The sequence below is a fragment of the Thalassovita aquimarina genome (assembly GCF_018219815.1).
GTDB lineage: Bacteria > Pseudomonadota > Alphaproteobacteria > Rhodobacterales > Rhodobacteraceae > Thalassobius > Thalassobius aquimarinus.
On the sequence record NZ_JADMKU010000008.1, the window covers coordinates 1 to 26,058 of the forward strand.

General features: G+C 62.0%; 27 protein-coding genes. 1 reads left to right on the top strand and 26 read right to left on the bottom strand.

Features of this window, described 5'->3' with window-relative positions:
• The 18 genes from IT775_RS10300 to IT775_RS10385 all read right to left on the bottom strand — a co-directional run.
• Positions 1-92 (bottom strand): FAD-dependent oxidoreductase (locus IT775_RS10300; RefSeq protein ID WP_212701185.1); only part of this gene is annotated, 92 nt, incomplete at its 3' end.
• A gap of 100 nt (positions 93-192) precedes the next feature.
• Positions 193-894 carry an ABC transporter ATP-binding protein gene (locus IT775_RS10305; protein ID WP_212701029.1) on the bottom strand — a complete coding sequence of 234 codons (702 nt, stop codon included), beginning with the start codon at positions 892-894 and terminating at the stop codon, positions 193-195.
• Complete coding sequence (locus IT775_RS10310) at positions 894-1,625, bottom strand: ABC transporter ATP-binding protein (protein ID WP_212701030.1); 732 nt, start codon at positions 1,623-1,625, stop codon at positions 894-896. The genes IT775_RS10305 and IT775_RS10310 overlap by 1 nt, the downstream gene beginning before the upstream one ends.
• Entirely contained in the window at positions 1,622-2,641 is a 1,020-nt protein-coding gene (locus IT775_RS10315) for a branched-chain amino acid ABC transporter permease (protein WP_212701031.1), read from the bottom strand. Before IT775_RS10315 ends, IT775_RS10310 begins: the two co-directional genes overlap by 4 nt.
• Positions 2,638-3,495 carry a branched-chain amino acid ABC transporter permease gene (locus tag IT775_RS10320; RefSeq protein ID WP_212701032.1) on the bottom strand — a complete coding sequence of 286 codons (858 nt, stop codon included), beginning with the start codon at positions 3,493-3,495 and terminating at the stop codon, positions 2,638-2,640. Before IT775_RS10320 ends, IT775_RS10315 begins: the two co-directional genes overlap by 4 nt.
• 37 nt (positions 3,496-3,532) lie before the next feature.
• The gene (locus tag IT775_RS10325) at positions 3,533-4,699 is read right to left on the bottom strand and encodes an ABC transporter substrate-binding protein (RefSeq protein ID WP_212701033.1); all 1,167 of its coding nucleotides are present in this window, start codon (positions 4,697-4,699) and stop codon (positions 3,533-3,535) included.
• 23 nt (positions 4,700-4,722) lie between these two features.
• On the bottom strand, positions 4,723-5,895 hold the full coding sequence (locus tag IT775_RS10330; RefSeq protein ID WP_212701034.1) for an acyl-CoA dehydrogenase family protein: 1,173 nt from the start codon (positions 5,893-5,895) through the stop codon (positions 4,723-4,725).
• Positions 5,882-7,132, bottom strand: coding sequence for a dihydrolipoamide acetyltransferase family protein (locus tag IT775_RS10335; RefSeq protein WP_212701035.1), 1,251 nt, complete (start codon positions 7,130-7,132; stop codon positions 5,882-5,884). The genes IT775_RS10330 and IT775_RS10335 overlap by 14 nt, the downstream gene beginning before the upstream one ends.
• Positions 7,133-7,136: 4 nt before the next feature.
• Positions 7,137-7,919 (bottom strand): enoyl-CoA hydratase/isomerase family protein, encoded by a 783-nt coding sequence (locus IT775_RS10340; RefSeq protein ID WP_212701036.1) that lies wholly within the window; start codon positions 7,917-7,919, stop codon positions 7,137-7,139.
• A gap of 9 nt (positions 7,920-7,928) precedes the next feature.
• Entirely contained in the window at positions 7,929-8,903 is a 975-nt protein-coding gene (locus IT775_RS10345; RefSeq protein ID WP_212701037.1) for an alpha-ketoacid dehydrogenase subunit beta, read from the bottom strand.
• On the bottom strand, positions 8,896-9,888 hold the full coding sequence (locus IT775_RS10350) for a thiamine pyrophosphate-dependent dehydrogenase E1 component subunit alpha (RefSeq protein WP_212701038.1): 993 nt from the start codon (positions 9,886-9,888) through the stop codon (positions 8,896-8,898). Before IT775_RS10350 ends, IT775_RS10345 begins: the two co-directional genes overlap by 8 nt.
• A 110-nt stretch (positions 9,889-9,998) precedes the next feature.
• Entirely contained in the window at positions 9,999-10,631 is a 633-nt protein-coding gene (locus tag IT775_RS10355; RefSeq protein ID WP_212701039.1) for a TetR/AcrR family transcriptional regulator, read from the bottom strand.
• Positions 10,632-10,687: 56 nt separating this feature from the next.
• Positions 10,688-12,058 (bottom strand): MmgE/PrpD family protein, encoded by a 1,371-nt coding sequence (locus IT775_RS10360; RefSeq protein ID WP_212701040.1) that lies wholly within the window; start codon positions 12,056-12,058, stop codon positions 10,688-10,690.
• Between the two features lie 4 nt (positions 12,059-12,062).
• The gene (locus IT775_RS10365) at positions 12,063-12,779 is read right to left on the bottom strand and encodes an SDR family oxidoreductase (RefSeq protein WP_212701041.1); all 717 of its coding nucleotides are present in this window, start codon (positions 12,777-12,779) and stop codon (positions 12,063-12,065) included.
• A gap of 11 nt (positions 12,780-12,790) precedes the next feature.
• On the bottom strand, positions 12,791-13,297 hold the full coding sequence (locus tag IT775_RS10370) for an OsmC family protein (protein WP_212701042.1): 507 nt from the start codon (positions 13,295-13,297) through the stop codon (positions 12,791-12,793).
• An 87-nt stretch (positions 13,298-13,384) separates the two neighbouring features.
• Positions 13,385-14,923 (bottom strand): AMP-binding protein, encoded by a 1,539-nt coding sequence (locus IT775_RS10375; protein WP_212701043.1) that lies wholly within the window; start codon positions 14,921-14,923, stop codon positions 13,385-13,387.
• Entirely contained in the window at positions 14,920-16,164 is a 1,245-nt protein-coding gene (locus tag IT775_RS10380; RefSeq protein ID WP_212701044.1) for a thiolase family protein, read from the bottom strand. The genes IT775_RS10375 and IT775_RS10380 overlap by 4 nt, the downstream gene beginning before the upstream one ends.
• 437 nt (positions 16,165-16,601) lie before the next feature.
• Complete coding sequence (locus IT775_RS10385; protein ID WP_212701045.1) at positions 16,602-17,504, bottom strand: LysR family transcriptional regulator; 903 nt, start codon at positions 17,502-17,504, stop codon at positions 16,602-16,604.
• 117 nt (positions 17,505-17,621) lie between these two features.
• Here IT775_RS10385 and IT775_RS10390 point away from each other — a divergent pair, with 117 nt between their 5' ends.
• Entirely contained in the window at positions 17,622-18,767 is a 1,146-nt protein-coding gene (locus IT775_RS10390) for an NAD(P)/FAD-dependent oxidoreductase (RefSeq protein ID WP_212701046.1), read from the top strand.
• 242 nt (positions 18,768-19,009) lie between these two features.
• Here IT775_RS10390 and IT775_RS10395 read toward each other — a convergent pair whose 3' ends face one another.
• The 8 genes from IT775_RS10395 to IT775_RS10430 are packed head-to-tail and all read right to left on the bottom strand — an operon-like array spanning position 19,010 to position 26,052.
• Complete coding sequence (locus tag IT775_RS10395) at positions 19,010-19,477, bottom strand: hypothetical protein (protein ID WP_212701047.1); 468 nt, start codon at positions 19,475-19,477, stop codon at positions 19,010-19,012.
• Entirely contained in the window at positions 19,474-20,859 is a 1,386-nt protein-coding gene (locus IT775_RS10400; protein WP_212701048.1) for an aspartate ammonia-lyase, read from the bottom strand. The genes IT775_RS10395 and IT775_RS10400 overlap by 4 nt, the downstream gene beginning before the upstream one ends.
• A 26-nt stretch (positions 20,860-20,885) precedes the next feature.
• The gene (locus IT775_RS10405; protein WP_212701049.1) at positions 20,886-21,206 is read right to left on the bottom strand and encodes a hypothetical protein; all 321 of its coding nucleotides are present in this window, start codon (positions 21,204-21,206) and stop codon (positions 20,886-20,888) included.
• 13 nt (positions 21,207-21,219) lie between these two features.
• The gene (locus tag IT775_RS10410) at positions 21,220-21,915 is read right to left on the bottom strand and encodes an orotate phosphoribosyltransferase (protein WP_212701050.1); all 696 of its coding nucleotides are present in this window, start codon (positions 21,913-21,915) and stop codon (positions 21,220-21,222) included.
• 24 nt (positions 21,916-21,939) lie between these two features.
• On the bottom strand, positions 21,940-22,995 hold the full coding sequence (pyrC, locus tag IT775_RS10415; RefSeq protein WP_212701051.1) for a dihydroorotase: 1,056 nt from the start codon (positions 22,993-22,995) through the stop codon (positions 21,940-21,942).
• Positions 22,992-24,275 (bottom strand): Zn-dependent hydrolase, encoded by a 1,284-nt coding sequence (locus IT775_RS10420; protein WP_212701052.1) that lies wholly within the window; start codon positions 24,273-24,275, stop codon positions 22,992-22,994. Before IT775_RS10420 ends, pyrC begins: the two co-directional genes overlap by 4 nt.
• Positions 24,272-25,216, bottom strand: coding sequence for a dihydroorotate dehydrogenase (locus tag IT775_RS10425; RefSeq protein ID WP_212701053.1), 945 nt, complete (start codon positions 25,214-25,216; stop codon positions 24,272-24,274). The genes IT775_RS10420 and IT775_RS10425 overlap by 4 nt, the downstream gene beginning before the upstream one ends.
• Positions 25,210-26,052, bottom strand: a complete 843-nt coding sequence (locus IT775_RS10430) for a dihydroorotate dehydrogenase electron transfer subunit (RefSeq protein WP_212701054.1) — start codon at positions 26,050-26,052, stop codon at positions 25,210-25,212. The genes IT775_RS10425 and IT775_RS10430 overlap by 7 nt, the downstream gene beginning before the upstream one ends.
• Positions 26,053-26,058: the final 6 nt, after the last annotated feature.

Sequence of the window (26,058 nt, forward strand, 5' to 3'; positions counted from 1 at the left end):
ACCTTCAGCCCCAGCTGCGCGGCCCGGATCGCGGCAACATACCCACCGGGACCAGCCCCGATCACGACGACATCAAAACTCTTCTCGCTCATTAACTCGCTCCGAAAATTGAAAATATTTGGGCCGCGGCTTGGAGGGCTGATTTTGGGAGGTTCAGATCAAGCCGCGGCCCGGGATCGCAAGCGACCCGCATCAGACACCGATGAATTCATCCAGCAAAGTCGGCGTATCGCGTACCTGCCCGGCCGGTCCGGCCCACCTGACCCGCCCGGTTTCCAGGGCAAGGATCGTGTCGCTGATCGACAGCGGGATCGACAGGTTCTGTTCCACCAGAACGACGCCGACGCCCGCGTCGCGGATACGGCAGATCGCCTTGACCAGCTGTTCGACGACGATCGGGGCCAGCCCCTCGGTGGGTTCGTCCAGCAGCAGAAAACGCGGATTGCACAGCAGCGCCCGGCCGATCGCCAGCATCTGCTGTTCGCCGCCCGACAATACGCCGCCGAGCGCGGTTCGCCTTTCGCCAAGGCGGGGAAACAACTCCAGCACTTTGTCCGCGCTCCACTCCAGCGTCCGGTGCGCGAAGGTTGAGACAGCAAGGTTTTCCATCACCGTCAGGTTCGGGAAGACCTGCCGGTCCTCCGGCACGTAGGCCAGGCCGAGCTTGTTCAACTGGTGCGGGGCGCGGTCAGACAGGTCGTTGTCCCCCATCAGGCGCTGCCCGCGGGACAAGGGCTGCAGCCCCATGAGCGTTTTGAGCAGCGTCGATTTCCCGGCCCCGTTGCGGCCAACGATCGAAGTGATCTGGCCGACCGACACCGACAGCGTCACACCGTGCAGCGCCTGCGCCTTGCCGTAGAAGGTATCGCAATCCTTGAGTACAAGATCCTGCATCATTCCCCTCCCAGATAAGCGGCGCGGACGGTTTCGTTGGCGCGAATTTCATCCGGCGTTCCGGTGGCAAGAACTTGCCCGCCGGCCAGCACGACGATGTCGTCCGACAATCCCATCACCACGTCCATGTTGTGTTCGACCAGAATGACGGTGCGCCCTTCCGCAACCGTGCGGATCAGCGCATCCATCCGGTCGATCCCGTTATGTCCCACACCGGCCAGCGGTTCGTCCAGCAGCACGATGTCCGGCTCGCCGATCAGCGTCAGGCCCAGTTCAAGTGCCCGCTGGTCGCCGTGGCTGAGCGCATCGGCAGTCTGGTCCGCATGCGCGGTCAGCCCGACCATTTCCAGGATCTTGTCGGCCAGTTCGGCCAACACCCTGAGCCCCTGCGCCGGTCGCCAGAAAGGTTGCAGCCGGAACGCCCGCGCCTGCGCCGCAAGCTCGAGGTTTTCCCGCACCGACATTTCGGAAAACACGTTGATGGTCTGGAAACTCCGCCCCAACCCCATCTTGGTGCGTTTCGCCGGGCCGAACCGGTTCACCGTCCGCTTGCCGATCTTCACGTCGCCCCTCGAGGGGGCCACCGATCCGGTCAGCGCGTTGACCAGCGTGGTCTTGCCGGCGCCGTTCGGCCCGATGATGCTGGTGATCCGCCCGGGACGGAAGGACAGCGACACGTCGGACAGGGCGTGGAACGCGCCGTAGCTGACCCAAAGATTGTTGCAGCTCATTCCCTCCATTTGCTTTCCCCCTCAAGAATGGTTTCCAGTTCGCCCTTGGATGCACGCCGCGAAGCGAACAGCCGGCCAAGCAGCCGTCCGGGCCGCAGCGACATCAGCCCCTCGGGCAGATGGATGGTGCACAAGATGAAGGCGAGGCCGAGAAGCCCGTACCAATGCACGGTCAGATCGCTCAGAACGTCGCGCATGGTCTCGAAGACCAGCGCGCCCAGGATCGGGCCGATCAGCGTCCCCGCGCCGCCCAACAGCGTCATGATCAGAACGTCGCCGGATGTCGTCCAGCTCAGCGTTTCGGGGCTGATGAACATCATCAAAGAGGCCAGCAATCCGCCTGAAATACCGCTGAACACACCCGAAACGAGCAGCGCAAGCGACCGTATGCGGGCGATGCGGAAACCGATATGTGTCATCCGGACGGGATTCAGGCGCACCCCCTGGCACAACCTGCCGAAGGGCGAACTGCGCAGGATAGCCAGCAGCAGCACGCTGACGAAAACGATCGCCAGGATCAGGTAGTAGAAGGTCGTGTTGTCATAGAAATCCCAGCTTGACCCGATCATCGGTCTGGGCACCGCCGGGAACCCGTCATGGCCCCCGGTGATGTCGCGCAGGGTGGATGAGATGAGGATATGGATCAGTTCCGCCGCGGCCAGCGAGACGAGCGCGAAGAACAACCCTCCGACCCGCATCGAAATCAGGCCATAGAGCAATCCCAGCAGCCCGGAAGTCGCCGCCCCCGCCACGAGGCCGATCCCCCAAGGAACGCCATAATCCGCCGTAAGTATGCTGAAGACATAGGCGCCGACGCCCAGCAGGGCCGCGTGCCCGAAGGACAGCAATCCGGTGACGCCGAAGCTGAGATCGAAAGCGGCGGCGAACAGACCCCAGATCAGAGTGAGCGACAGGAAGTAGATGGCCCGTTCGCCAGCGCCGAGTGATGGCACGAGGGCAAGGAAAGCGACGGCCGCGACGATGAATGTCAGGTTGAATGAAAGTTTCTCGCTCATGCCATGCGCTCCTTGCGTCCGAAGATCCCCGAAGGCCGCACCAGCAGAACCGCGACCAGCACGCCGAAGGTCAGGGGATCGATGAATTGCGGGATGAAGTTCTGACCATAGGCGCGCGTCATCCCGATCAGGATGGCCCCGAGCACGGCACCCCGGATGCTGCCCATGCCGCCGATGATGATCACCAGAAAACAGTCGATGATGACGATCAGCCCCATGTCGAGGCTGAGCGGCACCATTGGCGCCGCGATCACGCCGGCGAAACCGGCAAGCCCGCCGCCGATCGCGAAGACCGAACTTCTAATCCGGCGCACGTTCACGCCAAGGCAGGACACCATCGCGCTGTTGGCGCTGGCGGCCCGCACCACCGTGCCGATGAGCGTTTTTTCGAGGACGAGATAAAGCCCCCCTGCCGCCGCGAGCCCGGCAAAGGCCACGAAAAGACGGTACACCGACACCTGGAATGTGCCGAAATCCACGCTTCCCTGCAGCAGCACAGGTGCGTCCACCCGCAGGTAGCCGACGCCCCAGACCAGCCTGACAAGTTCATTGATGACGAGGATCAGCCCGAAGGTCAGCAGGAACTGAAGATAGTGTTCGCGGTCGTAGAGCTTGCTGAGCGTCAGCCGCTCCGCAATCCATGCAACCGCCGCGACGAACACCGGTGCCAGGGCGAGTGCCAGCCAGAAGTTGCCGGTCCAGGCGGCGATTTGATAGCCGACATAGGCACCCAGCATGTAGAAAGCGCCATGAGCCAGATTGATAACCCCCAAAAGCCCGAAAACGAGAACGAGCCCGGCGGCGAGAATGAATAGCAGAGCTGCAAGGCTCAAGCCGATTACGAATGTACTCATGGCGCCCTCCCTAATTTGCGCGTGAGCGGACTGACCGTTACGGGCAGTCCGTGAACAGAGCGTCGGCCGGGAACTCTTCGACGATCTGCATCGTCAGTTCCGGTTGGTCGCCGACGCCGCGCCCGACCACTGCCATCAGCCCGATCTGTTCGGCCTGATTGTTGCAGCTGCGCATTGTCTTCACGCCCTCGATCGAGCTGTCGCGGGTCGAACCGCTGAACGCATCCACCCAGGCTTCCTTGTCCCAAGACCCGGTCGCCTCGACGGTGTCGAGGAACCAGCTCAGCCCGTCATAGGCCTCGCCGGCGAACACGCTGGGAACCTCGCCGAACTTTTCCTTGTAGGCGGCGACGAACTTGCTGTTCTGCTCGTTCTTGTAGCTGTAGTGATAGCGGACACCGGAAAACACGCCCAGCGACGCCTCGCCGACCGCGGCGGCGGTCAGTTCCTCGAGAAGGGTCGGGCCAAAGATTTCGACCTTGCCTGTCAGGCCGACCTCGCCCGCCTGCTTGATGAAGTTCACCGCGTCACCGCCGGCCAGAACCGCGAGGACTGAATCGGCGCCGGAATTGGCGATCTTGTTGACGATGACCGCGTAATCCTTGTTGCCGAGCGGCGGGTAATCTTCGCCCGCGACACCGATGCCGAGGCCCGGCAACGAATCCTTCACCTTGCCCCACAAGTCACGCGCTGCGCCGACATCGGGGATGACGGCATAGACAGATTTGGGGCGCGCGGTTTCGTAGTAGGAAATCGTCATCTGCGTTTCCATTCCGAAATCGTTCGACGTGCGGAAGGTGTAGCGATTGCCTTCGCTGCCGGTGATGCGTTCGTCCGCCGAAATCGTATTCAGCAGCGGAACCTTGCGCCGTCCCGCCAGTTTCGACAACGCCAGCGTCGCCGGCGAGCTGGCCTCGCCGACCAGCAGATGCACGTCGTCGGCAATCAGTCGGGTACCCTTTTTCAGCGTCACCTGCGGGTTTGCCTCGCCGTCCTCCCACGACACTTCGATCGGCACGCCCAGAACCTTGCCACCACGTTCGTCGATCGCCATCTGCATGCCCGCCTTGGCGGCTTCTCCGCCGAAAGCATAGGGCCCGCTGAAAGGCAGGATCGCACCGATGTGGAATGCCTCATCGGCGACTGCGCCTTGGCTTAGCACGCCCATCAGGGCGGCCAGCGCCACGGATTTAAAGTTGGTCATAGTCTCCTCCATGTTTTCTCGGATTAGTAGGATCGCGCCATGCCGAGATCATGTTGCGCGATGAAATTCAGAACCATCTCTTCGGAGATCGGCGCGAAGCGGAACAGGCGCGCGTCGCGCCACAGCCGTTCGACGTGAAATTCCTTGGAATAGCCCATGCCGCCCATGGTCTGCATCGACCGTTCGGTGGCCATTGCCGCGGCCTGCGCGGCGATCAGTTTTGCCGCGTTGGCTTCGCTGCCGTAAGGCAGGTTGTCGTCGCAAAGCTGCGCCGCGCGCAGGTTCATCAGCCGGGCGCATTCGTTCAGCGCATGGGCCTGCGCCAGCGGGAATTGCAGCCCCTGGTAGCTGGCGATCGGACGGTTGCCGAACACCTTGCGGTCATTGGCGTAGTCGACGGCCAGACCGGTCGCCAGACGCGACGTGCCCGACAGGCCCGCCGTGGTCACGATCCGTTCGCCGTTCAGCACTTCGAGAAGCTGCGGCCAACCGGCATCCAGCGTGCCGACCAGGTCCGACGCATGAACCGGCACGTCGTCGAAATAGACCGAGGACGAGGTCAGCGTATTGGTGCCGAGCTTGTCGATGGCGGTGTGGCTCAGACCCTCGCGGTCAGTGTCGATCAGGAACAGGCTGATACCGTCGGTTTTCCGCTGCACCTGGTCGGCGGGCGTGGTGCGCGCCACCACCAGCATTTTTTGCGCCTCGGGCACGCCGGTAATCCAGACCTTGTTTCCGGACAGGCGCCATCCGTCGCCGTCACGGCGGGCAACGGTGGAAATCGACAGGCTGTTGCTGCCAGCATCGGGTTCGGTCAGCGCCATGCAGAACTGCATGTCACCTGACACCAGTTGCGGCAGCCATTGGGATTTCATTTCATCGGTGCCGAATTTCGAAATCGCGACACCGCCGAAAATCGGGTTCAGCATGAACAGTTGCGCCACGGTCGCGCCACCGCCGGACATCGACAGCGCCTCGATCACCAGCGCCATTTCGACCATGCCGAAACCGGCGCCACCATGTTCTTCTGGCAACGCCACACCGCACAGCCCGGCCTCGCAGACCTCTTTCCAGAACTCCGCCGGGAAACGCTTTTCCTGGTCGCATTGGCGCCAGTATTCCAGGCCGTATTTTTCGCCGACCTGTTCGGCCGTGCGGATGATCATCGATTGTTCCGGGGTGTTAACTTGCAACATGGGTTTGCCCTTGCATTGGAGTTGCCATCAAGAGGAGCGGGTTTTCGAGGTAGTGGGTGATGCCGGCCAGAATCCGCGCCCCGTCGACCCCGTCGAGGACGCGGTGATCCGCCGCCAAAACGAACGACAGTTCGCGGCGCAGTTCGGGATTCCCGTCCGCATCGGGACGGAAGACTTCGCGCATGTCGCCGACACCAAGGATCGAAGATTGCCCCGGGTTCACGATCGGCGTCAGAGACGTGGCGCCGAACATTCCGACATTGGACACCGAGGCGGTGCCTCCGGTCAGGTCGTCCGCAGTGAAATTGCCGTCGCGGGCCCGGGACAGCACCGCGCCGATGTGCCGCGCGGCCTGATCAAGCGGCAGCAGCCCCAGATCACGGACCACCGGCACCAGAAGGCCACGTTCGGTCTGAACCGCGATGCCGATATCGGTCGTCGGGTAGCTGACATATTCGCCGTCGCGCCAGACGCGGTTGCATTCGGGCAGGTCGTTAAGCGCCCGAGCAAAGGCCACGACGATACAGTCGTTCAGGCTGATCTTTTGTCCGGTCAGTTCCGTGAGCTGGCGACGGAAAGCCGTCAGTTCGGAAATTTCGGCTTCGCGGCTGACATAGAAATGCGGGATCGTCGTCTTGGCCTCCAGCACCCGGCGCGCGGCGGTCTGCTGCAGCGCGGGAACAGGTTCGACCCGGGGCTCTTGCCGGGGGGCATCGCCGCCCGGATTTGCCGCCGGTTTCGCCGCCTCGTGGTGGCGACGCACGTCTTCGGCCTTGATACGGCCGCGCGGCCCGGTACCGGTCACCGTCGCCAGATCCGTCCCCCACTCTTCCGCCAGGCGCCGCGCCAGCGGCGTTGCCGGCACCCGTTTCCTCAGGGGCTTGGCGGTCTTGCCAGCGCTGTCCTGGGAATCCGCCGGCGCGTCCGGCGCTTTAGGTTCGGGTTCCGATGATGCGGACGCATCGGCGGTTTCGGCGTCACCTGCCATGCCGATCCCGGTCCACCGGGCCACCGCTTCGCCGACCGGGACCGTCGCCCCTTCACCGAAGAGGATTTCGACGATTTCACCGTCGCTGGGGGCTTCGATCTCGGTCGCGATCTTGTCGGTTTCGACGACGAAAACGATATCGCCCTGCTGGACCCGTGCGCCTTGAGCGGCGCGCCATTCGGTGATGACGCCTTCGGTCATCGTCAGGCCCAGCTTCGGCATCGTCAGTGATGTGAGGGTAACATCCATCGCTTTACCTGCCCTGGAATTCGGGTTGACGTTTTTCGATGAAAGCACCGCAGCCTTCGTGCGCATCGTCGCTGTCCAGAACCAGCCCGATCATCGCCTGCTCATAGGCCAGCGCGGCGGGTTGCGGCATCGACACGCCGTGCCGGAGCGTGCGCTTCATCAGTTTGAGAACCAGCGGCGACTTCGATGCCACCGTGGCCGCCATCGCCTTGGCCGCGTCCAGCACCGAGCCGTTTTCGATCACGGAATTCACCAGCCCGAGGCTCAGCGCCGTGTCGGCATCGATCCGGTTGCCGGTGAACATCAGTTCGCGCGCCCGGCACGGGGCGATTTCACGGATCAGCCGTTGCGTCCCGCCGGCACCGGGGAAAAGTCCGAGATTGATCTCGGGCAGCCCGAAAGTCGCCGAGGCGCCGGCAATCCGCATATCGGTGCACAGCAGCAGTTCGACACCGCCGCCAAGCGCCCAGCCGTCGATGGCGGAAATCGTCGGCTTGTCCGAAGCCTCGATCCGCGCAAAGCAGCCATGCAGGTCTTCGGCCAGCTCCTGATAATGGGCGAGCCCCCGGCGGCTGTTCAGGTCGCGGATATCACCCCCGGCGACGAAGGCCCTATCGCCCGCCCCCGCCAGCACGATGACACGGACATCCGTGTCCCTGTTGAGCCGGTCGAAAGCGGCGTCGAGTTGTTTCAGGGTCGGGCCGTCAAGCGCGTTCAACGCATCCGGCCGGTTGATCGTCAGGATGCCAATCCCGTCCGTAATTTCTGTTTGGACATGTTCCGGCATGAGGGTCTCCTATTGCATGACGCGACGAACGGCGTCGGCGATCTTGTTGGCATTCGGGCGGTATTCGGCTTCGAGTTCGCGGGAGAACGGCACCGGCATATGCGGCGCGCCGACGCGCAGAACCGGCGCGTCGAGTTCATCGAAGCCCGCATCCGCTACATGGGCGGCGATTTCGGCGCCGATGCCGAATTCGACCCCCGCTTCGTGCACGATGACCATGCGATGAGTTTCGGAAAGCGACGCCAGCACCTGGTCCTTGTCCCAGGGCTGCAGGCTGCGCAGGTCGAGGACTTCGGCCTCCACCCCTTCGGCCGACAGGACCTCGGCCGCCGCAATCGCCTCGGCCACCATCGCGCCATAGGCAACCAGCGTGACGTCGGACCCGGCGCGCGCGCGGCGGGCCTTGCCGATCTCGACCGGTTCGGGATCATCGGCCAGTTTCCCCGGCGTGCCGTACATCGCCTTGTTCTCGACGAAGATGACAGGATTGGGATCGTCGATGGCCGCGCGCATCAGGCCGTAGGCATCGGCCGGATTGGACGGGCAGACGAGCTTCAGCCCCGGCACATGGGCGAACCAGGCCTCAAGGCATTGCGAATGCTGCGGCCCCGCGTTGATGCCCCCGCCATGCGGCGTGCGCAGCACCATCGGAACCGAAACCTGGCCACCGAACATGAAATGCGCCTTCGCGGCCTGGTTGACCAGGGCGTCCATGGTGAAGGTGGTGAAATCCATGAACATGATCTCGACCACCGGCTTCAGCCCGGTCATCGCCGCCCCGACCGCGGCGCCGACGATCGCGGCCTCGGAAATTGAGGTGTCGCGCACCCGCTCAGAGCCGAAACTCTTCTGCAGCCCCCGCGTCACCCCGAACGGGCCACCGACGGCGCCGATATCTTCGCCCATCACGATCACCGACGGGTCGGCTTCCATTGCGTCATTGAGAGCGCGCGTGATCGCGCGGCCATAGCGGGTATCAGACATGATGAGATCCGATCGTATTTCTGTGGACGTCACCCAGGGCGGTTGCGAAACTGGGGGATGCACCGTTGCGGGCGGCGATGACGACGGCCTCGACCTCGGCCTTGACCTCGGCATCGAGCGCATCGAGCGTCGCGGCATCAAAGCCATCGCCGATGAGGCTGTCGCGTTCGAGCGCCACGCAATCGGTCGACGTCGCCGTTTCCTGATCGCCTTCGGCGCGGTATTTTTGCGGATCGCCTTCGTAATGACCGTGCCAGCGCACCGTCAGGCATTCGAGGATGGCAGGCCCCTGCCCGGTCCGCAGCCGGTCGCACAGATCGGCGGTCATGCTGCGAACGTCGCGCACCTTGGTGCCATCAACGCGTTCGAACGGGATCGAGAACGCTTTCGCGAGGTCTCCGATCTCGGCCCTGATCTGATCCGAACTGCGCGAAAATTCCGACCAGCCGTTGTTTTCACAGACCATCAGAAGCGGCAGGTTCCACAGCGCCGCGAGGTTCATCACCTCGTGCACGGCCCCTTCGCCAAGCGCGCCATCGCCAAAAAACACCACCGCAACCTGATCCGACTTCTTGATCGAATGCGCCAGGGCGCTGCCAAGCGCGATGGGAAGCCCGCCGCCGACGATGCCGTTCGCGCCCAGCATACCAACCGACATGTCGGCGATATGCATCGACCCGCCGCGGCCGCGGCAAATGCCGCCATCCTTGCCAAACAGTTCGAGGAAGAACTGGTCGAGCGATACCCCCTGCGCTAGGGCATGACCGTGACCGCGATGGTTCGACGCCAGCGTATCGCCATCCCGCAGCGCGTCGCAAACGCCGGCCGCGACTGCTTCCTGCCCCAGCGAGAGGTGAATGAAGCCCGGGATTTCATTGTTGGCGAACAGCCCGGACAGGGCCGTTTCCGCTTCCCGGATCACCCGCATCTTGCGGTAGAGACCCAGCAGATCCGTATCGGATTTATCGTTGCGTTTTTTCGTCATCACCTCACCAGAGATTCGCATTATGAATTATGAATCATGATTCATTTTATGTTCATGCGAACAATCCGGTCAAGGAAAACCTTCCCAACGCTTCCGGTGGTTTACGGATGTTAGAACTTAAATAGCCCTGAACTCACGATTTTTTCGTAAGCGCTGTAGACCTGCGGCGGGACCTTCCGGGACCGTCCTCCGCGCACGGCGTAGCCGAGACTCAGGTATCCACGCGCGGCGAGCAGGATATAGGCGATGACTTCCAGTTCCTCATCGGTGTAATTCTGCAACTCGTCGCGGTCGCGGCTTCTGCGAAAGGCGGACATGTATCCGGCGATCAGCATGTTGAAATGTTTCTCATGCGCTTTCGGCGCGAAAATCTCCGCCTCGTTCAAGATCCTGTAAAACTCAGGATTTTCATGCAGATAGTCGAAATAGGCGGTCAGCCTCTGAAGTTCACGTTCGACCCCGGACACGGACGTGTCCACCTGTTCCTTGATATGGTCCAGCATGTTGCCGCCAACCTCGGGCAGCAGTTGATCGAACAGATCCTGCCGCGTCTCGAAGTAGTTGTAGAACGTGCCCTGGGCGATGTTGGCTTCGGTGGTTATGCGCGAGATCGAGGCGTCGGCATACCCGTATTTACCGACGACCTTGGCCGCAGCCCGGAACAGGGCCCGGCGAGTTTCTTCCGCTTTTTCTTCACGGCTGAGACGTTTTTTCCGACGATTGGGGGTATGCGCGAGGGCCATAACAATCCAGTTCTGAATATTGATGTCACGCCCGATAATATGAACAATGAATCACATTAGCAATGAACGAACATCGCTGCCGAGCGCACCTCTTCGAAAACCCGCTCAACCGCGCTGAGGTCGGGCTGCTGCCGCCGCAAAGCCTTGTCCAATCGCCCCAGCGTTCCCGCCGGTGCCGATACGTCGCGCAATGCCCGCTCCAATGACGACGCGAGGTCGAATTCCTGCGGGTTGGGACCGGCTTCCGCAAACAGCGTGGGGCCGTCTGCCGTCTTCAGGTACATTCTGCAGTTCATGGGCGCCACCGCCTCATCGGGATGGACCTGAATCTTGCGGATGAGATCACGTAACTCGTCGCAGCCCCCCGCAGTCAGGTTGCCCATGTTCGGAGCGCCGTCGATCAAGGTCGCGGCCACGGCGAATGGAACGCTCATGATGGCTTCGGTCATGCCGGAAAAGGGTCCGGGCGACGGAATGCCCGGAAGCCCGTATTCGAACGGGTTCATGAAAATGCCGATGCTGGCGACATTCCGGGCCACGGTCCGGGTGATCGACAGAGACGCCGCCGCCTTGCAGGCGGATTGGGCATAAGCACAGACCGGGTAGGCCTTGAAGGCGACGCGCTCGATGGCCCAGTCCTGCCCCAGCCGATCGAAGTCCGGTTCCGGGACGGACCCGCAAGCCGCCCTGATCAATCCATAATGTCCTTCCAGCGCGTTTGGGGCGGCCACCGCTCCGGCAGCGCTCAGCTCCACCGCGGACAGCGCCAGCTGTGCCGATAGTCCGGCCTGGTAGCGCCAGTCGTCGCTGCCGTCGACGAAGGATTGCCCGCCGCCCCCGGCCCCGCCGGCGGCAAGCGCAATGGCGGCCCCGACCCGTTCGGCAGGCAGGTCCATCGCATAGGCCGCCGCCGCCGCTGCCGCGACCGGCGCGTAAAGCGGGGTCGACCGGTTGCCGCGCCCGGTCGATATCCGCCCGCAAGCGGCATCCAGAAGGCCACCGACCTCGTAGGCGGCCAGCAGCGCGGCATTCATCCGTTCCGGCCGGGCCGCACCGCTTTGCGACAAGGCCAAGAGCACCGGCACCACGACACAACCGATATGGGTGCCGCCCAGGGTGTCTTCCTGTGTCCGGCCGTGCAGCAACACCGCGTTCGCGAAGGCTGCCGCTGACGGGCTGATTTTCGCCCCCGAAGCAAGGATGGTACAGTCCCCGCGCAGGCCCGAGAGATGCGAAGCCGCCTTTTGCGCGACCTGCGCGTAGGGCGTTGCCAAGGAGGCAAGCCCGACGCCAAGCGCGTTCAGCCAGCAATCGGCGACCCGCGCCGCGATCCGGTCGGGGATCGTGCCCGGCCCAAGGCTAGCCACGAAATCCCCCAACCGCGCGGCCATGCCGCCCACTGCCACGTCCGTTACCACCTTGTTCATGACATCAGATCAGGTGATGACCGCCCGAGACCACCAGCGCGGTGCCGGTGACGAAGCGGTTTTCCATCAGGAACAGGACCGCATGGGCGATTTCCTCGGGATCGGCGAAGCGTCCCGCCGGGACGTTTTCGCGGAAGAACTCCTTCACCGCACCGGCATGATCGCCAAGGATCCCGTTGAGGAACGGCGTGTCGGTTGCGCCCGGTACGATCGCGTTGAAACGGATGGGTTTCATTTCCATCGCCAGTGACCGGGCCAGCGTTTCGACCGCGCTGCACGACATCCCGCCGATGCCTTCACCCGGAATTGTCTTGTGTGCCGAAATCCCCGAGGTGAAGGTGACCGAACCGCCTTCGCGGATCTTGGGCGCGGCGTATTTCGCCGCCAGGATGGCCGCCTTGATCCGGTCATCCACCATCGGCATCATATTATCGAGCGTTTCGCCCAATGCATGCACCTGGTAGCCGGACCCGACAGAAACGTAGACGTGATCGATTGCATCCTGCTTGTCGAAGAACGCCTTGACCGCCGCTTCGTCGGTGCCCTGCAGGACCTCTGTCTTGATCGCGGGAAAGTTCTGCTTGAGTTCGTCCAGCCGATCGGCCCCGCGCGCAGCGACGGTGACGGAGGCACCACGTTCCAGTGCGGCGGCCGCGGTGGCACGGCCAATCCCAGAGCTGCCGCCAATGACCACGACATGTTGTTGATCGAGACTCTTCATTGTTCTTATCCTTAGTTAACTGCAAGTTTTTGATCGGCATCTGCCGGGGAAATGTTCCAGTCGTGGACAACTTCCGCGCCCGTCGCCGCGAACATCTGAGTGAACGGATCGCGGCGGATGACTTCCTTGAACAGGCGATCCACATCACGGGAGTCGGCCGGGCTTTCGCCCTCGATGCTGATGACAACGCCGGGGAAAGGCTTGGCGACCGGCGCCTTGCCAAGGAATCCGTAGGTATCGAGATCGGCCTTGATGTCGACGCGGTGCAGTTTCACCTCGATCCCCATTTCCTCGCTCACCAGCGTGACAAGGCAATTGGTGACCGCCGCGGCGCTGCCAAGCGCGTATTCCAGCGGTGCCGCGCCAAGATCGGTGCCGCCGAATAGTTCCGGTTCGTCCACCGTCCAAACATGGTCCCGAACGGTAACCTGGCTGCAAATGGCGTCTTTGCACTCGGCCGAAGCCTGCATCGTGTATATGCGCGGCAATTCGTAGAGCGCCGGATTGATTACGCCCATCGTTAGTTCCTCCCTGTTTTTTTATCTCCTGACGGTCTGCCGCTGCGCCCGCGACCAAGTCATCGGGCGCAGCAACGTGTACCGTCGTCAGGCGTCCTCCCCGACGCCTTCCATCGCTTTGCGCAGGTCCGTCTTGAGAACCTTGCCGTAGTTGTTCTTCGGCAGTTCCGAAACGAACTCGTAGCGCCTCGGCCGCTTGAACCCGGCAAGGTTGTCGCGGCAAACCGTGTCCAGATCGTCCTTGCCGATCTTGCTGGCTTCCGAGGTCACGACGAAGGCCACCGTTTCCTCGCCCCATTCGCGGTTCGGGACACCGATGACCGACGCCTCGACGACATCAGGATGGGTCAGCAACGCCTCTTCGACCTCGCGCGGGTAGATGTTCAGCCCGCCGCTGATGATCAGGTCCTTCGAGCGGTCCTTGAGCGTCAGGAAGCCTTCTTCGTCGATCAGCCCGACATCGCCGGAATAGAGCCAGCCATCGCGCAAGGTTTCGGCGTTCGCCTCCGGACGATTGAGATAGCCGGTCATCACCACATCCCCACGGATGGTGATTTCCCCGACTTCCCCCGCAGGCAAGGGGTTGCCGGCCTCGTCGCGAATGACGATTTCGGTCCCCATGAACGGAACCCCGACCGAACCGAGATGATCGTCGTAGCGCGGATGGTTCACGTCGCCATGCATCGCCTTGGACAGTCCCGATACCGTGAGTGGTGCTTCGGTCAGCCCGTAACCCTGGTGGAACCGGTTGCCGATCGCCGCCATCGCCCGCTTGATGTCCTGGACATACATCGGGCCGCCGCCGTAAATGATCGTTTTCAGATTCTCGATTTTTGCATTTGCCAGCGACGGATCATCGATCAGGCGCATCACCATCGTCGGCGCGCCGAACATCGATACGTTCTCGAAGGTCGACAGCAGGTCGTAGATTTCGGCCGGGCGGAAACCCTTGGATTCCGGAATGATCTGTCGCCCCCCCTGCAGCAGGTAGGATATCCCGAAGGCGCCCGCGCCGTGCGACATGGCGGCAGCATAAAGCTTCGCGTCATCCGGGCCGACCGGTTCCATCGAATAGTGGCGCAGCGCCGTTGTCATCAGCGATTTGTGCGACAGCATCGCGCCCTTGGGCCGACCGGTCGTCCCCGAGGTATAGCCAAGCCAAGCGGTTTCGCCCCCCGTCAGTTCGGTGACCGCGATCGGGTCCGCCTTCAGCAGGTGCTGGAATTCGTCGCTTGATACGCAGATCAGCCTGCCGTTTTCCAAGAAGTCAGACGCTTGCGGCAGGAATGCCTCGCCGATCTCGGCGGTGCAGAAACAGACCTTGGCGCCGGAATCTTCGAGAATGTAGGCAAGTTCCTTGGGGTGCAGCCGCGCGTTGGTCGGCACCAGCGTCAGCCCCGCCCACCAGCAGGCATATTGGATTTCCAGGAACTCGGGGCAATTCAGCATCGCCAGCGCGACGCGATCGCCGGGTTTCAGGCCCAGCTTGTCGCGCAGCGCACCGGCCAGCGTGGCAACCCGGTGCCCGAATTCGTTGTAGGTCGAGACCTGCGTTGTGCCCACGTAGATCGCGGGACGTTCCGAATGCAGGCGGACGACCCGCTCTACAAGTTTCGCAATATTCATGCTGCCCTCCCTTCGGCAGGCCGTTCGAGGATTGAAACCACGCAGGACGCTTCGTCGAATCCGATGAAGCCGCCGCCGTTTTCCTGAACAGCGATTTTCGCACCTTCGACCTGGCGCTGTCCCGCTTCGCCGCGAAGCTGCGTCACAAGTTCGTGGATCTGTGCGATACCCGTCGCGCCCAGCGGATGACCACGGCTGACCATCCCGCCCGACGGGTTGATTGGAATGCGTCCCCCGACCGTGGTTTCGCCCCGCTCGGCCGCCGCCGCGCCTTCGCCATAGGCAAACAGGCCAAGGTTTTCGGACTGGGCGATTTCCCCGAAGGCCGATGCATCATGTACCTCGGCGACCGAAACCTCTTTCGGATCGACGCCCGATTTTTCATAAGCCTGAAGCGCGGCGAGCCGACCGATCTGCTTCTCGAGCTCGCCCGCTTCCCGGTCGACGCTGCCGGTCAGGATCGAGGCCCGCAGCAACACGCTGCGCGACAGGCCCAGCTTTTTCAGCATCCGCCCGGAACACAAGATTGCCGCCGCGGCGCCATCCGAAATCGGCGAACACATCGGCACCGTCAGCGGCGAAGTGACCTGGCGCGCCGCCAACACCTCTTCGACTGTCATGGGCTTCTGGAACTGCGCCATCGGATTGAATTGCGAATGAACGTGGTTCTTCGCGGCCACAGCGGCGATCTGTTCGACCGTCGTTCCGAAGGTGTTCATGTGCCGGCGCGCCAGCGCCGCGAGAACTTCAACGAAGATGGATTGCTTCCCCTCGTTCTTCGGCGCCTCGGGATCTGCCGCAAGCTTTGCAAGATATTCCAGGTTCCGCTCCGGTTCGTGCACGTCCCAGCCGCCATCGAAGACGCTGAGCAACGCGCGCTTGTCGCCGACGACCATTTTTTCGGCCCCGACGGCAAGCGCAATATCCGCCGCCCCGGCACGAATGGCGTTCTGCGCCAGATGGAACGCCGTCGACCCCGAGGCGCAGGCATTTTCGACATTGGTGACGGGCAGGCCGGAAAATCCCATGGCGCGCAGGGCGATCTGCCCACGGATCGCATGCTGCCCTTCGAGCGCGCCCTGCGCGGCATTGCTGAAAAACGCGGTCTGGATGGCCGATCTTTCAAGCTGCGCATCATCCAAAGCATCGACCACGGCCTCTGCGACCAGATCCTTCACCGAACTGTTCGTGCGTGCCCCGAACTTCGTGATGCCCACGCCAATTACATAGACGTCATCCATCGACGTTTCCTCTCCTCTTTTTTGGGAATCCCAAAATCTCCTTGAAGGCCACACTACCACGCGGGGCCGCAGGGCGCAACAATTATGAATAATGGTTCATCATTCATATATTGAGAAAGCGGGCGCCTGGCGGCAGCGATTTCGGCGACGGACAGGAAAACAAAGCGCCATCGGCGACGCTGATTCGAATGGAAGATGCAATCGGACGGCAAGCCCAGCGATCAGGCAGCAAGCCCCCTGCCCTGTCCCGTCATGAACAGGCCCTTGCGACCGGGCCACGTGGAACAAACCGGTACGAGGCAAAGGGAAAGTCCGACGAGTCGCGTGAACCGAAACGGATCGCACCGGGCTGTTCGGGATGGATGATCAGACGTCGGCTGTGGTGGCTCGTTCAGCCTGCCGACGCGCATTCCCCGAACTGAGACAGCCCGAGGCCATCAACCCGGGCGACTGCCGTCATCAGGCAAACGCAGAAAAGGATCGGAGCGCGCAGTTTCAATCACGAAGTCAAAAAATGCACGAATGCGCGCAGTTCGATGCATGTCTTTGTGACAAACGATCCAGAGTTCGCCAGCGACTTCTGGAATCGGGGCTTCGACGCACCGCAGACCCGGCCAGCTTTCCCCGAGAATGCAGGGGAGCAATGCCGTGCTCCTGCTGGCCTGCGCAATCGCCGCATTGGTCACGAGGCTGTTGCTGCGCCAGAAAACTTCCGAATGCTTCGAAGTCGCACGGCCAAGCAGCTTTTCCTGAATGCTGATTGGCCCCGAAGAATACCCGATGATTTCTTCCAGTTCCCGGTCACTTTCCCTCCCCTCAGCCGCGCCTTGAGGGGAAGCGCTGCAATACCGTCCCCAATGCAACTCGGCGACTTTCCGGCCAACCAAGTTCACGTCGGTCGGACGAACGGGACGCAATGCGATATCGGCCGTCTGATCCTCCAGGCTGAAAATACTGTTCCCGCTGAGGATCTCCATGCTGAGCTGGGGATGCCGCGTCCTGAAATCGGGGATGTGACGCGCCAGGAAATAGTTCGCGATGACCTCGCTTGCGGTAACCCGCAGCGTGCCGGTCAGTTGCTGATCTCTTCCGCTGATTGCCCGCTCACCTCTTTGCACCTCGGTCTCGATACTCTCGGCCACGCGCACAAGCTCGATCCCGATTTCCGTCGGCACATAGTCCTGCCTGGCCCTGGTAAAAAGCCGCTGCGCGCGCTCCTCCTCGATTTTCTCCAAGCGCCGGAAAACCGTCGAAACGGATACGCCCAGTTCGCTGGCGGCACCGGGAAGACCGCGGCTTCGGGCAATCGACAGCAACAGGCGATAGTCATCCCAGTCCATGCAACAACTTCCATTTATGCAAATTATTACTTCAAAATAGAAACTTTTCTTGCCCTTTCGCAAGTCCTAGTTACCGCCCGTCGATGAAGAAATCGCAACGGAATAAAGGAAACCCACATGGGCAATATCTCGATCATCGGAGGCGGCTTCGCCGGAGTATGGGCCGCACTGAGCGCCGCCACCGAGCTTGACACGCATGGCGTTCAAGATGTTGATATCCGGCTTTTCAGCCAGGACGACTATCTGACGATCCGGCCGAGGCTGTACGAAGCGCCCACCGACGACATGACGGTTCCGCTGGCGCCCCTGCTGTCGGAAATCGGTGTCGGCTTCACGAAAACAAAGGTGTCGGCCATCGGCGACACCGCGGTGGAAACCGAAAATGGCCAATCTGCATATGATCGCCTGATCCTGGCCACGGGAAGCTCCCTGCGTCAGATCGATGGTCTTTCAAACGCCCCGGGTGTCTATTCGGTCGACACCTACAGCGATGCCGAGAAGCTGGAGTCTCATCTTCAGTCCCTGGAAGAAGGCGCCACGCTGGTTGTGGTCGGCGCGAGCTTTTCCGGCATCGAATTGGCCACCGAACTTCGTTCCAGAACGGGCGACGACAAACGTATTGTCCTGCTGGAACGCGCGGATGTCGCCGGCGGGGAACTGGGCGAAAGCCTGACGGATGTTCTGCAGGAGGCCTTTATCGAGGCGAATATCGAAGTCCTGACAGGCAATTCCATTCGCGAAATCAACGACGGCACCCTCGTGCTGGACGACGGTCAGACCATTGCAAGCTCGACTGTCATCCTGACGACAGGCCTCGAAGCCAGCCCGCTGACCAAGACCATTTCGGGCGGCAGCACCGGTTCGGACGGCCGCCTGGCGGTTGATGCGCATCTCAGGATTACGGGCCGCGATGGCCTCTACGCAGCCGGAGACGTCGGCAAAGCCATGGCCTCGGTCGATCATGCGACCTTGATGTCCTGTCAGCACGCGATGCCCATGGGGATGGTTGCAGGCAGGAATGCCGTGCGCGACATTCTTGGCAAAGACCTTTTGCCCTACAGCCAGGAATTCTACGCAACCTGCCTCAGCCTTGGCCCGTGGGGGGCCGTTTTCACCACCGGTTGGGATCGTCAAATCGCCAAGACCCGGGATGAGGGCGCAGCAATGAAGCAGGAAATCAACCAGGCTTGGATCTACCCGCCGAAGCCGGAAATCGGGAAAGAAGCCATCCTCGACGCCATGCGCAGCGCCTTCGAGGGCTGACCTGCACCGGCCTGTTCCCCTGAAACGACTTCTCTTTGTCATCTGCCTCATCAAGACCGGGCAGATCCAGTGCAAAGCTGGGGGAGTTTCAGGGGCTCGGTTCACGAACGGCTAGCGGCCGAGTTTCGCGTCGGCCTGGGCGAAAGTCCGGGCCGAGTTCAACCGGCTTCACGAGAACGGTTTCGCCGTCAGACAGAGACACAAACCATTGGAACGAAGGACTAACTTTCTTCCGTTAGCGTTCAGCGGAGCAGTTCAGGAGGCGCAGGCATGACGATGCTGGCCTCACCCAGAGAAGCGCCAAGAGCGGCCCATCCAATGACGCCGATCGCCGCCATAGCCGCGAGCAACACTGCCCCATTCAAAAGGATGCGTTGAACCGACTTTGCGATCCGGTTTTGTTCAAGTTTTTCAGTGTAGGCCAAATACATTTTCTCGCCCCTCTGCTCGTCCTGAAATTGTATAGAGGCCAAATGCGGCATTTTCGGGGCCAAGGTCACCGCGGCGAAGACGGCCACCAGATTGCCCGCAATCGTCCGGATGCGGATGCCAACGACAAGGATGCGGGCCAGCGACGTTTTTTCGGTGCCGCCATCGACCTGATCGGCATCACCCGGAGCCTGCCTCGCGGCCAGACGCCGTGGTGACGCAACACGTCTTGGTCGAAGGGATTTCACATATCCGGGCGCGTTCTTCGCATTTCCTTTCAAAGATGTTCGAAACTTTTCTCGATGGTGTCCTGAAACGCGGCGCTGGTCATCAGACCTGCTTCCACGACAACCGACTTGATCGAACGGTGGCTGGCCTGGGCTTCCTTGGCGACCTTTGCACTGGTTTCATAGCCGAGTTCCGGCACCAGGGCGGTGGCCAGTACCAGGCTGCTGGCGAACAGGTCCTCACAACGTTCCCGATCGGCCTGGATGCCATCCACGCAGCGCACCCGCAGCGTCTTCATCGCGTTTTCGAGCATCCGCATGGACTCCAGAAGGTTATAGGCGATCACCGGCTCCATCGCGTTGAGCTGAAGCTGCCCGGCTTCGGCGGCCATGGTGATGGTCACGTCGTTGCCGATGACCTGATAGGCAACCTGGCTGACGACCTCCGGGATCACGGGATTCACCTTGCCCGGCATGATCGAGGACCCGGCCTGAACCGCCGGCAGGACGATTTCACCGATACCGGCCCGGGGGCCCGAGTTGAGCAGGCGCAAATCGTTGCAGATCTTGGAGATCTTGATCGCCACGCGGCGCAGCAGTCCCGAGAACGACACCAGTGCCCCCATATTGGAAGACGCATCGACCAGATCCCGGGCACATCTGAGGTCTTGGCCGGAAATCGCGCTCAGATGCCGCACGGCGACTTCTGCATAACCGGCCGGTGTGTTGATGCCGGTTCCGATCGCGGTGCCCCCGAGATTTACAACACGCAGCACCTTGGAAAGATCCTCCAGCCGGGTGATCTCTTCGGTGAGCGCCGCCGCGAAGGATGCAAACTCGCGCCCGACCGTCATTGGAACCGCGTCCTGCAACTGCGTTCTGCCCACCTTGCGGATGTCCGAAAATGCCTCCGCCTTGGCGGAAAACGCCGCCAGCAGAAGGCGCTGTTCCTCGATCAGCCGATGGCACTTGAACAGGACCGCAAGACGGATCGCCGTCGGGTAGACGTCATTGGTGGACTGCGAGCGGTTCACATGATCGTTGGGATGGATGTAGTCATATCCCCCGAGCGGGCGGCCTGCCTTTTCAGCGGCCAGGTTTGCGATGACCTCGTTGGCGTTCATGTTCGTCGAGGTTCCGGCACCGCCCTGGATCATGTCGACGACAAAGGCGTCATGCTTTTTCCCGGCGATCAGATCCCGGCAGGCGCTGCCAATCCATTTCGCGCGTTCAGCGTCCAGGGCGCCCAATTCCGTATTGGCCCGTGCCGCCGCAAGTTTCACCATGGCCAGCGCGCGGACAAGATCCGGAAAATGACTGAGGCTAACCCCGGTGATCGGGAAATTTTCCACCGCACGCACCGTGTGAATGCCGTAGTAAGCTGTTTCCGGCACCTCTTTCGTGCCGATCGAATCTTGTTCCAATCGGGTATTCATAGTGCTTTCTCTTTGTTTCGGCCGTGTCAGGCGTTGCGGCTAGCCAGGTCCGATGCGATCCTGTTCACGGCAGCAAGAACCTCTGCCGGTTTCCCGCCGCCGAAGACATCTTCCAACTGCGCGGCGGTGTCCGAAAACTGCTCGAACGCGGCAATGGTATGCGCCACCGTGATCGCCATTCGTTCGTTGCTTTCGATGAAATCCTCCGCCAGCGCGGCCAGCAGGAAATACGCCACGGCCTGATCGGGTGATGCGGCTGCCTTTTCACGGGCCACACCCGCGCATTTGCGGAACGCGTGAATGCCCTTGCCGTTTTCGGCGATGATATCTGCGAGTTCGATGAACATGGTAGTTCTCCTGTCAAAGGGATATTGATGTGGCCCCGCCATGGTCACCCGACCATGCGAGGGGTTCGTTCAGAAACCGTTCAACTTCTGCCAGCGCTTCCGTGTCAAAATAGTTGGTCTCTTTGCTGACCTGCAGAACATCCCGCCAGGTGGCGAGCGCATGCAGGGTCAGATTGTGGTCTTTAAGTTTGGCGCGGGTTTCGGGGAAGATATCGTAGTAGAAGATCATGATCGTATGATCGACCACCGCGCCTGCACGGCGCAGGGCCTCGCAGAACTTGATCTTGCTGCCCCCGTCCGTCGTCAGGTCTTCGACCAGCAGAACGCGCTGGCCCGCCGCCACATCGCCTTCGATTTGCGCGTCGCGGGCAAAGCCTTTGGCTTTCTTGCGCACATATTGCATCGGTAGGCCAAGGTCGGCGGCAAGCCAGGCCGCGAACGGTATGCCCGCGGTTTCTCCACCCGCCACGGCATCGAATTGTTCGAACCCGATCTCGTTCAGCAGGAGCGCGCCGGCAAAACCCATCATCGCCTCGCGCACCCTCGGGTAGGAAATAACCTTCCGGCAATCTATGTAGACCGGGCTTGCCAGACCGGAGGTGAACGTGAACGGATGATCGGCCCGGAAATGGACTGCGTTGATCTCCAGCAGCATCTTCGCCGTCATCCTGGCGATGACATCGCGGCTGGGAAAGTCATGTAGTTTCATGGTGAATGTCCTTCTGACCGGCCGTCAGGCCGCCGTGCCTTCGATTGCATCCCAATAGACCGGAAACCCGGGATCGCAGACTGTGACGTCTTCCTGTCCCGCTCTGATCCGTTCCGGCCACACCTGCGGCTCTGCCCGCTTGCGGAGATGCAGTTTGCCTGAATTCCGTGCCAATCCGTAGAACGCGGCGCCGTTCAGCGAGGTGAAGGCTTCGATCCGGTCCAGCTTCGCAACCTGTTCGAACAGCGTGGCGAGAATGGGCATGGTGTTCACCGAAGTGAACATCCCGGCACAGCCGCAGGCGGTTTCCTTCGCCGTCGTCGGGTGCGGCGCGGAATCGGTTCCCAGAAAGAACCGCGCATCCCCCGAGGTCGCCGCCGCCAGCAGCGCCTGGCGGTGCTCTTCTCGCTTCAGGACCGGCAGACAGTAGTAATGCGGCCGTATCCCGCCGGCCAATATGTCATTCCGGTTCAGGCTCAGATGGTGCGTGGTCAGCGTAGCCGCGAGCCCGGCATCCGCGGATTTCACATAGTCCACCCCGTTGCGCGTCGTAACGTGCTCCAGCACCACGCGCAGCTCCGGCAACTCCTTGCGCAGCGGGTCCAGGACATGGTCGATGAAGACCGCCTCGCGGTCGAAGATGTCGATCTCCGGGTCCGTCACCTCGCCATGCACCAGCAGCGAGATTCCGGCGTCCGCCATCCGTTCCAGCACCGGCATGACGTTCCGGATGTCGCGGACACCGCTGTCCGAATTCGTGGTCGCGTCTGCCGGATAGAGCTTCGCAGCCTTGACGATCCCGTCCCGGAAACCGGCCTTTAGCTCGGCGGGATCGGTGGTTTCGGTCAGATAGAGCGTCATGAGAGGTTCGAAAGCATCCGTTTCGGGGACTGCCGCCAGGATCCGGCCACGATAGGCCCGCGCGGCTGCCGCGGTGGTAACCGGCGGCACAAGGTTCGGCATGATGATCGCGCGGGCAAAATCGCGGCAGGAACAGGGCGTCACGGCCCCCAGCATTTCCCCGTCGCGCAGATGCAGGTGCATATCGTCGGGACGGGTGATGACCAGATCTTCAGTCATGCGCGTGCCCCCCCTCGCAGATATTCGTAGATGATTGACGTTCCGGCCATGAAGTCGTCGATTTCCATCGCTTCATCGGGATTGTGCGAACCGTTCTGGTTGCGCACGAACACCATGGCACTGGGAACGCCCGCATTTGCAAAGACCGCAGCGTCATGCCCGCCGCCCGACGCCATGACCATCGGCGCCAGCCCGATACGTTCCATTGCCGCGCTCAGCCCGTCGACGACAGACTGGCTCATCCGGGCCGGCGCAGTCGCATTGAGGCTGCCGGTCGCGAACGTCACTTTCCGCTCGTGGGAAATCTGCGCCATCTCATCGGCCAGCAGCTGACGCATTCCCCGCAGCGTTTCCGGGTCCTGGCTGCGAATATCGAGGCTGAAGTCAACCTGATCCGGGATCCGGGACATTGCGTTTGTCTCGCTGTCGGTGTGGACGACGCCCGAGGTCACGACCAGATCGCCTCCTTTCTGCACGATCGACAACCAGGCTTCGTCGAGCCGGGTCAGAAGGTCCGACATCGCCAGAACCGGATCTTTGCGGAACGCGCGCGGCACCGCACCCGAATGCCCGGCTTCGCCGGTGCAGCGGATCGCTTTGTATCGGAAGTTTCCGCGGATGCCCGACACTATGGCGGCGGGACGATCCTTGCCGATCAGAAGCGGCCCCTGCTCGATGTGCAATTCGATATACTCCAGGATATCCCCCGCCTTCATCAGCGGGACGCCGGAGCGGATCGGCGCCATCTCGATGCCAGCGCCTTCCATATGCGTGTCCAGAGAGCGCCCGTCGCCCTTGTGCGGCGCAGCCAGCTCTTCCCGGCTCAACACCCCCATCAACGCCTTGGACGCAATGTAACACGGGCCGAACCAGGCGCTTTCCTCGCCACGCATCGCGATGACCTTCAGCGAACGGGCAAACCGTTCTCCCCTCGCCTTGGCGCGCAGCAGGCACATGACCCCGGCAATGACGCCGGCCATCCCGTCATAGTTGCCGCCCATGGGCACGCTGTCCACATGGCTGCCGACCAACACGAACTGTTCGGCGCCCGCATCTTCGGGCAGCGACATGACAAGGTTCTGCCCGGCGTCGTAAGCCGTCGAAAGCCCGGCGTGCACCGCCAGTTCTTCAAGAAACTTCAGCACAGCCGTTTCCGTTTCGGAATAGGCGGGGCGGCTGACGCCGGCCCTGTCGCGGCTCATCCTGTAGACCGCGCTGAAAATCTCTGCCGCCTGCTGGTGCTCTGCCGCCGCGGCATGCCCCACCGCACACTGTGTCATGGCGCGGCCTCCATGAAGACGACGGAATCCGCCGCATCATCATCGCGAACGGTACCGATCAGTTCGGAAACATCGGTGATGTTCTGGGAGGCGAGGAAATGTCTCAGTTCCTCCACCAGCGTCACCATCGTGGTCGGCTTGATGAAGGTTGCGGTGCCGACCTGCACGGCGGTGGCGCCTGCGATCAGGTACTCGGCGACATCCTCGACGGTTGAAATGCCGCCGCAGCCGATCACTGGAATGTCCACGGCCTTGGCGCATTGATAGGCCATGCGCAGGGCAATCGGCTTCAGCGACGGACCGGAAAGCCCGCCCATCAGGTTGCCCAGTTTCGGCTTTCTTGAATGGATATCGATGGCCATCGACAGCAGCGTGTTGGACACCACCAGCGCATTCGCGCCCGCGTCCTGGGCGGCCTCTGCGACTTCGGTCGTCTCGCCGGTATTGGGCGTCAGCTTGGCCCAGAGCGGCAGGTCCGAGGCCGCCCGCAGCCGGGTCATCACCGCATGGGTGGAAGATGGCCGCATGGCAAAGGCCTTACCGTCCTCTTCGATGTTCGGACAGGAGATATTCACCTCGATAGCATCCACGCCGGGCACCGAAATCTCTTCGCAGATCCGCGCGAAGTCATCCGCACTATGGGCCGAGATGCTGACGACAAACGGCGCGTCGTAGCGCTGATAGAACGGGATCACATTCTCGATGAAGTCGTCGATGCCTTTCGACGGGATCCCGATCGAGTTCAGCATCGATCCGCGCACTTCACAGACCCGCGGCGTCGGATTGCCGCCGCGCTTTTCGCGGGTGATTGTCTTGGTGACATGGGCGCCGATCGCACCGATATCGATCACGTCCACCAGGTCCTCGGAGAAGGTGCCAGAAGCCGGCATGATCGGGTTTGCAAGGGTCAGGGACCCGATTTTTGTAGTCAGATTTACCATTCCATCGCCTCCTGCATGTCAAAGACGGGGCCCTCGCGGCACACACGTTCGTGGATGATCTTGTCGTTGCGGCGGAAAGAGCGCACGCAGCACTGGCACATGCCGACGCCGCAGGCCATCTGCTGCTCCAGTGCGATCTCGCCCGGGATTCCGTGTTTGGCGCCGAGGCCCTGCAGCAGCTTCAGCATCCGGTTCGATCCGCAGGTATAAAGCGCATCCACCGCGCCCGCGGCGATCCTGCCCTCGACGATGGCCCGGATGTTGTACATGTCCGAAGTGCCCTCGGCATCCGTAACGGTGATCACCTCGGCGCCCATTTCGCGGAACAAGTCCGTCGACATCAGCACGTCGGGGCTGCGGGCCGAACAGATCGCGGTGAGCTTGCGGCCCAGACGGCGGGCTTCCTGAGCCAGAGGAGCCAGGGTGGCAAGGCCGACGCCGCGCGCGACCAGAAGCAGGTTGTTCCAGTCGTCCTGGATCGAGTAGCCTTTGCCAAGCGGGCCTAACACGTTGAAACCGTCGCCCTCTTTCAGGTCTGCCATCGCTCGGGTGCCTTCACCGGCCACCTTGTAGAGAAAGTGCAGCTCTCCCTTTTCCGGGTAATAGCCGTAGATGCTCATCGGGCGGCGCAGGTAGGGCTGGTGCCCGCCGGACACCGGGCAAAGAAGGTGGAAGAATTGGCCGGGCTTGCAATTCAGGATCTTTTGCGGCGCGTCCAGAACCAGGTGGCGGTATTCGCCGTTCACTTCCACGTTGCTTTTGACACGGGTTTCAGTTTCGAAGACTTCCCCGTTCGCCGAAGCGAGCGCTTCGGCGTTGAGCTGTCTGTCTGTCATTGGTTT